We start from the raw sequence: 13,784 nt of genomic DNA, 5'->3' as shown, positions 1-13,784 counted from the left end.
TCAGATGATTCCGAAGAGGATTCCGGCGCCGAGGACCACCAGCGAGGTGAGCGCGGCCCACTTGACGGTGAAGCGGGTGTGGTCGCCGAACTCGACCTTGGCCATGCCGACCAGGACGTACACGGCGGGCACCAGCGGGCTCGACATGTGCAGCGCCTGGCCGACGAGCGAGGCCCGGGCGATCTCCAGCGGGGAGACGCCGTGGGCGGCGCCGGCCTCGGCGAGGACGGGCAGCACGCCGAAGTAGAAGCCGTCGTTGGACATGAAGTACGTGAGCGGGAGGCTCAGCAGGCCGGTGACGACGGCCATGTGCGGGCCCATGCCCTCGGGGATCGCTCCGACGAGCCAGTCGGCCATGTGCTCGACCATGCCGGTGCCGGTGAGGACTCCGGTGAAGACGGCGGCGGCGAAGACCATGCCGGCGACGTTGAGGACGTTGTCGGCGTGGGCGGCGATCCGGGCCTTCTGGTCGGACATCCGGGGGAAGTTGACCGTGAGGGCGAGGGCCGCACCGAGTAGGAAGAGGACCGGGATGGGCAGGAGCTCCATGATCATGGAGGCGAGGAGAACGACGGTGAGCCCGAGGTTGAACCAGTAGAGCTTCGGGCGCAGCGTGGCGCGGTGGGGGTCGAGTCCCTGGAAGCCCTCGTCGTCGTCCTCGGCGGCGTCCTTGCCGGCGGATGAGTTGCTCCCGCTGTCCGACGCCCCCGCACCGGAGCCGCGGCCGGCGGCCGGCTTCGTCCGGTCGCCGCCGCCCGTCTTCACCAGCACGGTCTCGGTGTGCGGCTCCAGGACCTCGTCCAGGGAGAGGAAGCCGAGGCGCTTGCGCTCACGACGGCCGAGGACGTACGCGAGGACCATCACGAACAGGAGGCCGACGCCGAGGGCCGGGATCATCGGGACGAAGATGTCGCCCGCGTCCAGTTTGAGCGCGGTCGCCGCACGGGCGGTCGGGCCGCCCCAGGGCAGCGTGTTCATGACGCCGTTGGCGGTCGCGGCGATACCGGTCATGACGACCAGGCTCATCTTGAGGCGCTTGTAGAGCGGATACATCGCCGAAACCGTGATCATGAAGGTCGTCGAGCCGTCACCGTCCAGCGAGACGATGGCGGCCAGGAGCGCCGTACCGATCACGATGCGCAGCGGGTCCGCCTTGCAGAAGCGCAAGATGCCTCGGACGATCGGGTCGAACAGGCCGACATCGATCATGACGCCGAAGTAGACGATCGCAAACATCAGCATCGCGGCCGTGGGCGCGAGATTGCCGACGCCCTCGAGGACGTAGTCCCCGAGGTGCGCACCCTTTCCGACGATGACGCAGAAGAGTGCGGGGATGAGGACCAGCGCCGCTATCGGCGACATCTTCTTCATCATGATCAGGACCAGGAAGGTCGCGATCATGGCGAAGCCGAGGATTGTCAGCATGGGGACACCTAACGTTCATCCTTGAACTCCACCGGGGCGGCGGTTCGGATGACGTTAGGTGTCGTCAATTGCCGTTAACAAGATGTTGACACGTGAGCAATACGAGCAAAACCCCAGGTCAGTCCATGGGTGCGACCTCGACGGGGAAGCCGTTGAGGACTGCCGTGCCCGACAGGGGGTCCAGCCGTGAGCCGTCGAGCAGCTGGTTGACGTTGACGCCGGGCCGGGCGGAGGCCACCGAGAGCCGGGTGCCCGGCCGGTCGTGACCCCAGCCGTGCGGCAGGCTCACGACGCCCGGGCGGACGTCCGCGGTGATCTCCACGGGTGCCTCCACCCGGCCGCCGTCCGCGGTGATCGCGGCCGTCGCGCCGTCCGTGAGGCCGAGACGGGCCGCGTCGTCGGGGTGGACGTGCAGGGTGCAGCGGTTGGAGCCGCCGCCCAGTGCCGGCACGTTGTGCAGCCAGCTGTTGTTGGAGCGCAGATGGCGGCGGCCGACCAGCACGAGCCCGTCGGGACGCCGGTCGAGGGCGCCGCGGAGCCTCGGCAGATCGGCGGCGATCGGCGCGGGCAGCAGTTCGATGCGCCCGCTGCGGGTCCTGAGCACCTGCGGGACGCGCGGCTGGAGGGGCCCGAGGTCGATGCCGTGCGGGTTCTCCAGGAGCTTGGCGAGGGTGAGCTCGTACGGGCCGAGGCGCAGCATCAGGTCCAGGCGGCGCTCGGCTCCGCTGCCGCCGGTGAGTTCGGCGGCGAGCTCGGCCGCGTCCTGGCCGTGCACGGGGGAGTGGGGGTCGGCGACGGCCTTGGCGAGGGAGCGCTGGACGACCATGTCATCGACGGCCGACGGTGCGGCGCCGTGCATGCCGCCGACCGCGAGGACCAGCCGGGCGTGGATCTCGCACTCGTCCATCAGCCCGTCCTCCAGGGGGACGGCGGCGGGCGTGTAGCGGACCTGGTTGCGTACGGCGAGGGCGTTGAAGGCGAAGTCGAAGTGGGCGCTCTGGGACGGGGGCGGCGGGGGCAGCACCACGTCGGCGTGGCGTGACGTCTCGTTCAGGTACGGGTCGACGCTGACCATGAAGTCCAGACCGCTCAGCGCCGCGTCGAGGCGGTCGCCGTCGGGGGCGGAGAGCACCGGGTTGGCCGCGATCGCGATGAGGGCGCGGATCCGCCCGTCACCCGGTGTCTCGATCTCCTCGGCGAGTGCGGCGACGGGGAGTTCGCCCTTGGCCTCCGGGTGTCCGCCGACACGGCTCGACCAGCGGCCGAGGGCGAAGCCCTTGCCGGGGCCGGCCGGGCGCGGGGCCTTGTCGGTGGCGGCGAGGGGAAAGAGTGCGCCGCCCGGCCGGTCCAGGTTGCCGGTGAGGATGTTGAGGACGTCGACGAGCCAGCTCGCGAGGGTGCCGTGCTCCACGGTGCAGCTCCCGATGCGCCCGTAGACGGCAGCGGACGGGGCGGCGGCGAGCTCGCGGGCGATCGTACGGATCTCCTCGGCGTCCATGTCGCAGGCGGCGGCCACGGCTTCCGGAGTGAAGTCCCGCACCGCGGCCTCGACGTCGCCGACCTGCTCCACGTGACCGGCGAGAGCGCCGAGGTCGGTCAGCTTCTCCTCGAACAGGACGTGGGCGAGGGCGGCGAGCAGGAGCGCGTCGGTGCCGGGACGGATCGCGACGTGCCGGTCGGCGAGCCGGGCGGTGCGGGTGCGGCGCGGGTCGACGACGGTGAGCGTGCCGCCGCGGCGGCGCAGTGCCCTCAGCTTGCCGGGGAAGTCGGGTGCGGTGCACAGGCTGCCGTTGGACTCGAGCGGGTTGGCGCCGAGGAGGAGCAGGTGGTCGGTGCGGTCCAGGTCGGGGACGGGGATGGCGACGGCGCTGCCGTAGAGCAGTCCGCTGGAGACGTGCTTGGGCATCTGGTCGAGGGTGGAGGCGCTGAAGACGTTGCGCGTGCGCAGGGTGGACAGCAGGACCGGCGGGTAGAGGCCGCCGGCCATGGTGTGCACGTTGGGGTTGCCGAGGACGACACCGACGGCGTCGGGTCCGTGCTGCTCGATCAGCGGTCGCATGCGGGCGGCGACGAGATCGAACGCCTCCTCCCAACTGGCCTCGCGCAAGCGCCCGTTCTCGCGTACGAGCGGGGTGCGCAGCCGGTCGGGGTCGGCGTCGAGCTCGCCGAACGAGGCGCCCTTGGGACAGATGAAGCCTTCACTGAAGACGTCGTCCCGGTCACCGCGCGCACCGGTGACCCGGGTGCCCTCGATGGTCAGGGTGAGCCCGCAGGTGGCCTCGCACAACGGGCAGATGCGCGGTGCGGTGCGGGCGCCTCGGTCGGCGGGCGGCGGGTTCGTCGCGGTACGAGTGGCAGGTGCGGTGCGGGACACGGGTCCTCCCCCGGGGCGGGCGGCACGGTGAGGTGCGGGCCCGTCGAGCATACCGACCGGTATGCATGGACGGGAGGGGGTGCGGCGTCCGGAAGCGAAGGGACCGCCCTCGGCACGGAACGCGGGCACGGGAAACCGAAGGGCACGGGAAACCGAAGGGCACGGGAAACCGAAGGGCACGGGAAACCGAAGGGCCCGCCCTTCACGCCCCCTGCCGAGGCGCGTCCAGCACATCCGCGAGGTACGCCCGCAGCAGCAGCCGCGTCTCCTCCACGATCCCCTCGTCCCCCGTCTCGCTCACCCGGAAGGCCAGCTGCAGCAGCGCGTCCGCCGCCTCGACCGCGACCAGGACCGCGCGCCGCAGCCGCGCGTCCGGCTCACGCCCCTGGTGGGCGGCGAGCAGGCGGACGAGCCGGTCGGCGACCTCGTCGTTGGGGCCGGTGACCGGGGCGCCGACCGGGACCTGGGCGCCGAAGTCGATCAGCGCGAATCCGGGGACCGCGCGCTTCATCGCCAGGTACTCGTCGAGCATGACGTCGACGGCGCCGCGCCAGTCCCCCGCCGGCAGCCGGACGAGGCGCCCGGCGACCCGCTCGGCGTACCGGTCGAGATTGCGGTGCCCCAGCGCCTCCACCAGCGCCCGTTTGTTGCCGAAGAAGCGGTAGACGGAGCCGATCGGGACGCCGGCCCGCGCCGCCACGCCGCGCGTGGACAGTTCCTCGTAGCCACAGGTGTCGAGGAGTTCGGCGCAGGCGTCCAGGATGCGCGCGAGACGGTCGGCGCTGCGCTGCTGCACGGGCGCACGGCGCAGAGGTGGCTGGGACACGCCGTCCATGATGCCGTCCCGTTGCCGTTGACGGGACAGTCCTGCAATCCTACGGTTGTCCATAGGAATGGGTTCGGGAACGGAAATCCCTCGGCACCAGGAGCGGGCGATGAGCGGTATCGACGAGACGCGCAAACTTGTGGAGGGACTCGGCGACGAGTCGTTCCTGTCCGGCTTCGGCAACGAGCACAGCTCGGAGGCGGTCCCCGGCGCCCTCCCCCACGGGCGGAACTCACCGCAGCGCGCCCCGCTCGGTCTCTACGCGGAACAGCTCAGCGGCACCGCCTTCACCGAGCCCCGCGCCCACAACCGCCGCTCCTGGCTGTACCGCATCCGCCCCTCGGCCATGCACCCCGCGTTCGTCCGCGCCGACAACGGCCGCATCCGCACAGCCCCGTTCACCGAGACGGTCCCCGACCCCAACCGCCTGCGGTGGAACCCGCTGCCGGAGCCCGCGCCCGGCACGGACTGGCTCGCGGGCCTGTGGACGCTCGGCGGCAACGGCGACGTGACCCAGCGCACCGGCATGGCCGTGCACCTGTACCACGCCAACGCCTCCATGGAGCGGGTGTTCAGCGACGCGGACGGCGAGCTGCTGATCGTCCCCGAGCGCGGCGGCCTGCTGCTGGTGACCGAGTTCGGCCTGCTGCCCGCGCGGCCCGGCGAGATCGCGCTGATCCCCCGCGGCGTCCGCTTCCGCGTGGAGCTGCTGGGGTCCCCCATGCCGGAGGCCAGGGGAGAGAGCGCCCGCGGCTACGTCTGCGAGAACTACGGACAGCCGTTCCAGCTGCCCGACCTCGGCCCGATCGGCGCCAACGGCCTCGCGCACCCCCGCGACTTCCTCGCCCCGGCCGCCGCGTACGAGGACGTCGAAGGCCCCGTCGAGGTGGTCAACAAGTTCTGCGGGAACCTGTGGACCGCGACGTACGGCCACTCGCCGCTCGACGTCGTCGCCTGGCACGGCAACCACGTCCCCTATGTCTACGACCTGCGCCGCTTCAACGTCATCGGCACGATCTCGTACGACCACCCCGACCCGTCCATCTTCACGGTGCTGACCTCACCGTCCGACACCCCCGGTCTCGCCGGCGTCGACTTCGTGGTCTTCGCGCCGCGCTGGCTGGTGGGCGAGGACACGTTCCGCCCGCCGTACTTCCACCGCAACGTGATGAGCGAGTACATGGGCCTGATCGAGGGCGCGTACGACGCGAAGGCCGAAGGCTTCGTCCCCGGCGGCGGCTCGCTGCACAACATGATGTCGGCCCACGGCCCCGACCGGGAGACCTTCGACCGGGCGAGCTCCGTCGAGCTGAAGCCGCAGAAGGTCGACAACGGCCTCGCCTTCATGTTCGAGACCCGCTGGCCGGTGATCGCGACCGAGCAGGCGGCGAACGCCGACCACCTGCAGAAGGGCTACGACACCGTGTGGCAGGGTCTTGAGCGCCACTTCCGGCCGTAGTACGGAGATGCCGTGACCTCCTTCGCCCCGGACTCGCTCGTCCTGAACCGCAAGCTGCCGCTGTGGTACCAGGTCTCGCAGTCGCTGCGCGCCTCGATACTGGGCCGTGCGCCCGAGGCGTCGCTGCGGCTGCCCACCGAGGAACAGCTCGCCCAGCACTACGGGGTGAGCGTGCTCACCATGCGCCAGGCGCTGAAGGAGCTCGAGGAGGAGGGGCTGATCACCCGCCACCGCAGACGCGGCACCTTCATCGAGCCGGGGGCGCGCAGGAGCGCGCCCAGGCGGCTGCTGGGCTCGATCGACGCGATCGTGGCCCAGCAGTCGGGCGAGCGCACCACGGTCCTCGGCCACGGTCCGCAGCCGGTCCCGGGTGAACTGGCCGAGTTCTTCCCGGACGAGGACGAGGTCGTGGTCTTCCGGCGGCTGCGCTGCGACGGCGACAGCGGCGAGCCCACGAACTGGGCGGAGAACGCGCTGCGCCCGGAATTCGCGGGGCGTGTGGAGTGCGCCGACCTGGAGCGCTGGCCGATGACGAAGGTCCTGCGGGACGTGCTGGGCGTGCGGATCAGCCGGATCACGGACACGGTGGAGGCGCGGCTGGCCGACCCGCAGACGGCGGAGCTGCTGCGGGTGCCGCTGCTCAGCCCGATCCTCCACTACACGGGGGTGACGTACGACGAGGACGGCCGGGTCGTCGACGTGGCCCGCATCCGCTACCGCGGCGACCGCTTCTCCTTCTCGGTGACCGTGGATGCCGCGGACTGAGCGGCTTCACCTGTCTTTACGAGGAGGTTCGGGCCTTCACGCCGGGGAGGAATCGTCTCCCGTCCTGGCGACGCAGAGCCTCGCGCCATCCCGCACCAACCGGGGCGCGGAACGCCCGCCCCTGCCGCCCGGCGAAGCCGGGCCGATCGAACACCCGTCCAGGGTGTCACTGGTTTCCTATACCTCGCAGCGCTGCCCGCGGTGCGGCCATACCGAGAAGGCCAACCGGCCCAATCGGGACCACTTTTCCTGTCGTCGGTGCGGCCTCGCTGGGCCCGCCGACGTCGTCGCCGGGGTCAACGTGCGCGACCGTGCACGCTCGGCGTGGGCATTCGTCACCATGCCCGTCCCCGCCACGGCCTGAACAGGCCCGGAACAGGGGAGATGCGACCCGTGACCGCCCTGTCGCAGGGGGCAGTCGGGAGCGCGACGAGGTGCGAACGACCGGGCAGTCAAGCGCGGTCGTTCACGGCCGAGAAGGTGACTAGCATGCGGACGGTGACTGCTCACACCGAGGACGACGCGCCGCTGCTCGACGACCTCATGCCCTGGTCCGTGGCGCCGCTGCGGCTGGGCCGGGGCTGGGTGATGGCGCCGGACGCCGCGTCCCTGCGGGCCCGCTGGGACGCGCTCGTACGGGCGGACGGCGCCGAGCGCGATGCCCTGTTCGGGCCCACCCGGGCGCGTACCGCGCACAGCGCGGTCGCGCAGTTGCCGGGGCAGTCGACCGGGACCGGGCGGATGGCCCGCGAGCGGGGCCGCTGCCCGGAACCGGTGCGCGTGCTGCACGGCGCGTTCGACGAGCAGTGGCTGATACCGGACCACCGGTTGATCGACACGGCCCGGCCGGAGTTGTGGCGGGTGCGGGACGAGCGGCAGCTCTTCGTCGTCGAACAGGGCCACGTCCCCAAGGCGGCGGGGCCCGCTCTCGTCGTGACGGCGCTGCTGCCGGACGGGCGCTCGCCGGCGGGCCGCCCGGGCCGGATCCGTCCCCTGTACCGCAGGCCGGGCGCGCGGGAGCCGAACGTCTCGCCGGGGCTGCTGGACCTCCTCGCGGACCGGTACGGGCACGGGGTGGCTGCCGAGGACCTGGTCTGCTGGGCCCTGGCGTCGGCCGTCGCCGGTCCCGCGGGGTGCGTGGTCCCGCTGCCCGCCGACGCCTCTGTGTGGGCGGCCGGGGTGGAGCTGGGCCGGCGGGCGATGCGGATCCAGCTGCGCGGCGCGCACGGCGGGGAGCGCCCCAGGCTGCCGGGCGGCCGGCGTCCCTATGTGCGGGCGGCTCTGCCCGCGCGGCCGGACGCGCTCGCGTACGACGCGGACGAGGAGACGCTGACCATCGGCGACGGCGGCCGTGTCGCGCCGGTGCCGCGCGGGGCGTGGGAGTTCGAGGCGGGCGGCGTCCGGGTGCTGGAGCTCTGGTTCGCACGGCGCACGGCGGGCGGCGAGCCGGGCTCCCTGGAGGCGGTGCGGCCGGCGTCCTGGCCGCAGGAGTGGACGTCCGAGCTCCTGGAACTGATCACGGTGCTGGCACTGCTGGCGGAACTGGAGCCGGAGCGCAAGCGGCTGGGCGAGGGCGCCCGGATCGGCTCGGCGGAGCTGCGGGCGGCGGGAGTGCTGCCGCCGCCGGGGCCGGCGCGTCGGCCGGCGTCGGTACTGGACCACGCGGAGGAGGGCCCGGAGGGCCAGTTCGCTCTGCTGTGACGTTCCCCGCACCCCGCCCCTTCCCCGACCGGGGCTCCGCCCCGGCCCCGGGAGCGATCCGGCGCCAGGGGCGCGGGGTTCGGGGGACAGCGCCCCCGGGAAGCGCGGCGGCGGCCGCGTCAAGGGGACGCCGTGGCCAAGTCGGCCCGGCGTTTTCATGATCCCCAGGGGTGACAAGATGGCGGTTACACATTAGACACGGCCTATGAGCCAACAGCCACTGCCCCTGGACGGCATCACGGTCGTCGCCGTCGAGCAGGCCGTCTCCGCGCCGTTCGCCACGCGCCAGCTCGCCGACCTCGGCGCCCGCGTGATCAAGGTCGAGCGCCCGGACGGCGGCGACTTCGCGCGCGGCTACGACACCGCGGCCCGCGGGCTCGCCTCGCACTTCGTCTGGTGCAACCGCGGCAAGGAGTCCATCGCCATCGACCTCAAGGACCCCCGCGGACTGGACATCGTGCACCGGCTCGTCGCGGACGCCGACGTGTTCGTGCAGAACCTCGCGCAGGGCGCGGCGGCCCGGCTCGGCCTGGACGCCGCGGCCCTGTGCGCGCGGCACCCGCGGCTGATCGCCGTCGACATCTCGGGCTACGGCTCGGGAGGCCCGTACGCGCACAAGCGTGCGTACGACATGCTCGTGCAGTGCGAGGCCGGTCTGGTCTCGGTGACGGGGACGGCGACCGAGCCGGTGAAGGCGGGCGTCCCGGCGGCCGACATCGCCGCCGCGATGTACGCCTTCTCGGGCGTGCTGGCGGCGCTGCTGCGGCGCGGTACGACGGGCCGTGGCGGCCCGGTCGAGATCTCGATGCTGGAGTCGCTGGCCGAGTGGATGGGCCACCCGCTCCACCACGGGATGCACGGAGGTGCGGCCCCGGCGCGCACAGGTGTCGCGCACGCCGTCATCTCCCCTTACGACGCGTACGACACGGCCGACGGCGGCCAGGTGCTCCTGTCGGTGCAGAACGACCGCGAGTGGCGCCGGCTCGCCGAGAATGTGCTGGAGCGACCGGATTTGGCGGACGACCCGGACTTCGCCACGAACACCGCGCGCACCGCGAACCGGGCGCGTACGGACGCGGTGGTGGCCAAGGCCCTGGTGGGGCTGACGACGCAGGACGCGATCGACCGGCTGGAGGGCGCGGGCATTGCCTGTGCGCGCCTGAACACCGTGACGGACGTGGCCGGACATCCGCAGCTGGCCGCCCGTGACCGGTGGCGCGAGGTCGACTCGCCGGCCGGGCCGCTGCGGGCGCTGCTGCCCCCGATCACGCTGCCGGGCGGGGCCCCGGCGCGGATGGGGGCGATTCCCTCGCTCGGCGAGCACACCGACGCGCTGCTGCGGGCCCTGGGGATGACGGATGAGGCCGCGGCGGCGCTGCGCCGGGACGGTGTGGTCGCCTGAGCGGTCGCGCGAGGAAGGGGGTGGGGCGTGGTCGGTCAGCCGCGGCTGCCGAACAGGGAGCGCCGCAGGCGCCGCAGCGGGGCGAACAGTGAGACGCGCGCGCTCTTGCTCCCGCGACCGTGCCGCACGTCGCGCGAGGTCAGCTCGCGCATCAGCAGGGTCGCCTCGGCGGCCTCGCCCTGCGGGACGGCAGGGCCGCCGAGCACCGAGAGGTGGCGGTCGAGACGCGAACTGGTCGCGACGCTTCCGCAGGTGATGGCAGGCACGCGGGCCCTGCTGCGAACTGTTATCTGATCCATGTCACTCCCCACCCGTACGAGACACCCGGCCCGGGCACATTAACCCTATCTCCCCGGCGGGACCGCCGTGTATCCCGCCTGCATGATTCACCACACTCGTACGGAGGTTGACGATTACTCTCCGAATACAGCTGATTCCAGGGGGAGTTGGGCGACCATGGCGACCCTCTCGGCAGGCCGGAGAACTGATGGCCGGTCAATCCGTTTCAGATCACAGGTAGTTGAGCTAGATTCGAGGGGTTTCCACCGTGTTGCGGCTCGCTTGCGGACAGGAGGCATGGCATGAGCGGACCACCGGGAACCGACCGGCTGATCGCGGAGCGCTACCGCCTGATCGGGCCGCTCGGCGAGGGCCGTACGGGCGTGGCGTGGCTGGCCCGCGACGAACTGCTGGGCCGCGACGTCGCGGTCAAGGAGGTCCGCGCTCCGGCCGGTCTCGACGCCACAGCGGCGCGCGAGCTGTACGGACGGCTGGAGCGGGCTGCGCGGGCCGCGGGCCGTGTCTCGCACCGCAATGTGGTCGCCGTCCACGACGTGGTCACCGACGACGGCCGCCCCTGGATCGTGATGGAACTCGTGCGCGGCCTCGCCCTGTCGGACGTACTGGAGGCGGAGGGACCGCTGCCGCCCGCGCGCGCCGCGCACATCGGCGCGGAGGCCGTCGCCGCCCTGCGCGCGGCGCACGCGGCGGGTGTGGCGCACCACGACGTGAGGGCGGCCAACGTCCTCGTCGGCAACGACGGCCGGGTGATGCTGACCGGTTTCGGCATGGCCCCGGAGTTCGCACCGGACATCGAGCCGGGCGCCGACGCCGACCTGTGGTCGCTCGGCGCCCTGCTGTACACGGCGGTCGAGGGCCGCTCCCCCGGCGCGGGCGAGGAGGTCCGGCCCTCGGAGCGGGCGGGCGCGCTGGCGCCGGTCATCTCGGGGCTGATGCGGCGGGACGCGGCGGAGCGGATGCCGGCGCCGGAGGCCGAGCACCGGCTGCGGCTGGCGAGCGCGGGCGGAGCCCCGCGTGCGAGCGCACCGCCGCCGTCGCAGCCCCCGGCGGGCCGGGGCGATGCCGAACGGGACGCGCACGCAGGCGGCACGGGACCGTCCGCGAGCCCGTCGCCGTCCGCCGACGAGCCGCGCCGTGCCGCGACGGTGCTGGCGGCAGGCGTGGTGCTGCTTCTCCTGGCGGTCGCGGCACTGCTCTGGGCGGTGCTGGGCGGGTGACGCGGCAGGCCCTGCCGGCGGGACGGCCGGGCAGGGCCTGCGTACGCACGGTGGGGGTGGACGCCGTCCGGCCCCTGACGCGCCGGGCGGAATTCCGGCTCAGGCGTGGGAGGCGAAGACGGGCAGATAGCCGCCGGACTGTCCGGACGTCGTGGGGTGGTACGACTCGCTCATGTTGAACCAGTTGACGCTGTGCAGCCAGGCGGCCCCTGAGCAGATCTCGTGGCCGGTGAACGTGCCGACGACACTGCCGAAGGTGTATCCGTGGTCGGCCGCGCGCTTGGCGGTCGCCGCGTTGAGGTAGTCGGCCGCCCCGTTGATGGCGGACCGCTTGGTCTCGCTCATACCGGCCGAGCAGCTGCCGTTGAGCTTGTAGAAACGCGGATAGCCGAGGACGACGACCCGGGCGGCGGGCGCCTTGGCCCGGATCGCCGAGTACACCTGGTCGAGTTTGCCGGGCAGGGTCGTGTCGACGTAGCGCTTGGCCTGCTCGATCCGGGCGAGACACTCGGCGTCGGAGCTCAGGACGCAGGTGGTCATCACATCGGAGAAGCCCGCGTCGTTGCCGCCGACCGTGAGGGAGACGAGGTCGGTCGCCGAGCTGAGCGGTCCGAGCTGACCGGCGGTCACATCACCGGTGCGGGCACCCGAGCAGGCGGTGAACGCGAACGACGAGGGCGCGTTGCTTGCGGCCCAGAGCCTGGGATACGCGCGGGTGCTGCGCTTGCAGTTGCCGCTGGTGCTGTCGTAACTGCCCGCTCCCACACCGGAGGAATAGGAGTCGCCGAGTGCCACGTAGTCCACGGCCTGGACGGTGGAATCGGCCTGCGCCGGGCCCGCTCCGGTGAGAGCGAGAACAGCGCCGAGGAGGAGTGAGGATGAGAGTGCCGCGACTCGGGACAGTTTCATGGAACCTCCCTTGAGCAGGATCTCTGCCTCAACTTTCGTAGCAGCGAAGAGACTTGACCGGAAGTGTCCATGCCAAAGATGTTACTGACGGGTCATCGGTCGAAAAGCGAAACGAGCGAGTGAAGGGAAGGTTCCGCCTCGGAACACCGCAACTGTCGCAAAAGAAGGGCCGGGACCGGCTGCTTTGGCCCGCCGGGCCGTGGGCCGGATACGCGGGGGCACCACGTGACGCCGCACCGGGCAAAACACGGTGCGGCGCCCCGGACCGTGCCGGATCATGGGCGTATGTCTGCCAACCCGTATGACGCCCTGCCGATCCGGCTCAACGTCGACGACAGCGATTCGCCGTCGGACGTCGTCGACGCGCTGTTCCTCGGCCGCTTCGCGGCGGGTGAGCAGCCGTACTCGCACAGTTCGACGATCGACCGCGTCAAGCCCGGCGCGACGCTGCTGCCGCCCTCGGCCTCCGTGCTGCGGTCGGCCCGTGACGACGACCGCAGCGCCACGCTCGCCGAGGGCGAGGGCTGGACGCTGCTCGTCTCGCGGTGGAACCGGGGCGCGGACGTCACGGTCACCGCCGTGAGTTCCGAGCTGGCCCAGAAGGTGCTCGACGAGGCGACGGACGGCGCGGCCGACGAGCCCGAACCGCAGCCGGAGAACGTGACCATGGGCTTCTGGTACGTCTCACCGCGGCGCGGTCCGCACCGCACGACCCGTCAGATCTCCGCCGGCACGTGGGAGGAGATCCGGCCCAACTACACGGCGCCGGTGGCCGACGCGATGGACCGGCTGATGAAGGTCACCCCGGACGACATCGCCGGCCGGCTGCTGCTGCTCCACGGCCCGCCCGGCACGGGCAAGACGTCGGCGCTGCGCACGCTGGCTCGCTCGTGGCGCGACTGGTGCCAGGTGGACTGCGTGCTGGATCCGGAGCGGCTGTTCAACGACGTCGGCTACCTGATGGACATCGCCATCGGCGAGGACGAGGGTACGGCCAAGGGCCGCTGGCGGCTGCTCCTGCTGGAGGACTGCGACGAGCTGATCCGCGGCGAGGCGCGGCACACGGCGGGCCAGGCGCTGTCGCGCCTGCTCAACCTGACGGACGGTCTGCTGGGCCAGGGCCGCAACGTCCTGGTCGGCGTCACGACCAACGAGGACCTGGAGCGCCTCCATCCGGCCGTCGTCCGCCCCGGCCGCTGCCTGGCCCGGATCGAGGTGGGCCCGCTGACGCGCGGCGAGGCGGTGTCCTGGCTCGGCACGGAGGAGGGCGTGGGGCGCGAGGGTGCGACGCTGGCGGAGCTGTTCGCGCTGCGCCGCGGGACGTCTCCGGCGTCGGTGCCGTCGCAGTCGGCGGGCGCGGACGCGGGGCTGTACCTCTGAGGGCGGGGCGGGGGCCGCTGCGCGGA

Annotated in this window: 12 protein-coding genes; 7 read left to right on the top strand and 5 right to left on the bottom strand. The window is 72.4% G+C overall.

Annotated features, from left to right (window positions below; translation table 11 throughout):
- From QFZ82_RS30835 to QFZ82_RS30825, 3 genes are all read right to left on the bottom strand, one after another.
- Complete coding sequence (locus QFZ82_RS30835) at positions 1 to 1,425, bottom strand: CitMHS family transporter (protein ID WP_307716252.1); 1,425 nt, start codon at positions 1,423 to 1,425, stop codon at positions 1 to 3.
- Between the two features lie 118 nt (positions 1,426 to 1,543).
- Complete coding sequence (locus QFZ82_RS30830; protein WP_373429351.1) at positions 1,544 to 3,799, bottom strand: molybdopterin oxidoreductase family protein; 2,256 nt, start codon at positions 3,797 to 3,799, stop codon at positions 1,544 to 1,546.
- Between the two features lie 202 nt (positions 3,800 to 4,001).
- Positions 4,002 to 4,625, bottom strand: coding sequence for a TetR family transcriptional regulator (locus tag QFZ82_RS30825; protein WP_373429350.1), 624 nt, complete (start codon positions 4,623 to 4,625; stop codon positions 4,002 to 4,004).
- 109 nt (positions 4,626 to 4,734) lie between these two features.
- On the opposite strand from QFZ82_RS30825, the gene hmgA reads away from it, so the two are divergent.
- The 5 genes from hmgA (at position 4,735) to QFZ82_RS30800 (ending at position 9,952) form a co-directional block, all read left to right on the top strand.
- Positions 4,735 to 6,084 carry a homogentisate 1,2-dioxygenase gene (gene hmgA / locus QFZ82_RS30820; protein WP_307716250.1) on the top strand — a complete coding sequence of 450 codons (1,350 nt, stop codon included), beginning with the start codon at positions 4,735 to 4,737 and terminating at the stop codon, positions 6,082 to 6,084.
- A 12-nt stretch (positions 6,085 to 6,096) separates the two neighbouring features.
- Positions 6,097 to 6,849, top strand: coding sequence for a GntR family transcriptional regulator (locus tag QFZ82_RS30815; RefSeq protein WP_307716249.1), 753 nt, complete (start codon positions 6,097 to 6,099; stop codon positions 6,847 to 6,849).
- On the top strand, positions 6,836 to 7,213 hold the full coding sequence (locus QFZ82_RS30810; RefSeq protein ID WP_307716248.1) for a zinc ribbon domain-containing protein: 378 nt from the start codon (positions 6,836 to 6,838) through the stop codon (positions 7,211 to 7,213). The genes QFZ82_RS30815 and QFZ82_RS30810 overlap by 14 nt, the downstream gene beginning before the upstream one ends.
- 125 nt (positions 7,214 to 7,338) lie before the next feature.
- Positions 7,339 to 8,550, top strand: a complete 1,212-nt coding sequence (locus tag QFZ82_RS30805) for a type ISP restriction/modification enzyme (RefSeq protein ID WP_307716247.1) — start codon at positions 7,339 to 7,341, stop codon at positions 8,548 to 8,550.
- Positions 8,551 to 8,755: 205 nt separating this feature from the next.
- Positions 8,756 to 9,952 carry a CaiB/BaiF CoA-transferase family protein gene (locus tag QFZ82_RS30800; protein WP_307716246.1) on the top strand — a complete coding sequence of 399 codons (1,197 nt, stop codon included), beginning with the start codon at positions 8,756 to 8,758 and terminating at the stop codon, positions 9,950 to 9,952.
- Between the two features lie 35 nt (positions 9,953 to 9,987).
- On the opposite strand, the gene QFZ82_RS30795 is transcribed toward QFZ82_RS30800, so the two are convergent.
- A complete protein-coding gene (locus QFZ82_RS30795) occupies positions 9,988 to 10,251 on the bottom strand; it encodes a hypothetical protein (protein ID WP_307716245.1) in 264 nt (87 codons plus the stop codon).
- A gap of 282 nt (positions 10,252 to 10,533) precedes the next feature.
- Here QFZ82_RS30795 and QFZ82_RS30790 point away from each other — a divergent pair, with 282 nt between their 5' ends.
- Positions 10,534 to 11,469: a serine/threonine-protein kinase gene (locus QFZ82_RS30790; RefSeq protein WP_307716244.1), complete on the top strand. Its 936-nt coding sequence runs from the start codon at positions 10,534 to 10,536 to the stop codon at positions 11,467 to 11,469.
- A 99-nt stretch (positions 11,470 to 11,568) separates the two neighbouring features.
- Here QFZ82_RS30790 and QFZ82_RS30785 read toward each other — a convergent pair whose 3' ends face one another.
- Complete coding sequence (locus QFZ82_RS30785) at positions 11,569 to 12,378, bottom strand: SGNH/GDSL hydrolase family protein (protein WP_307716243.1); 810 nt, start codon at positions 12,376 to 12,378, stop codon at positions 11,569 to 11,571.
- Positions 12,379 to 12,663: 285 nt separating this feature from the next.
- On the opposite strand from QFZ82_RS30785, the gene QFZ82_RS30780 reads away from it, so the two are divergent.
- Complete coding sequence (locus QFZ82_RS30780) at positions 12,664 to 13,758, top strand: DUF5925 domain-containing protein (RefSeq protein ID WP_307716242.1); 1,095 nt, start codon at positions 12,664 to 12,666, stop codon at positions 13,756 to 13,758.
- Positions 13,759 to 13,784 lie beyond the last annotated feature (26 nt).

This window comes from Streptomyces sp. V4I23 (assembly GCF_030817975.1).
Lineage (GTDB): Bacteria > Actinomycetota > Actinomycetes > Streptomycetales > Streptomycetaceae > Streptomyces.
The sequence above is the reverse complement of the archived record's forward strand: the minus strand, read 5'-3'. Positions and strand labels throughout refer to the sequence as shown.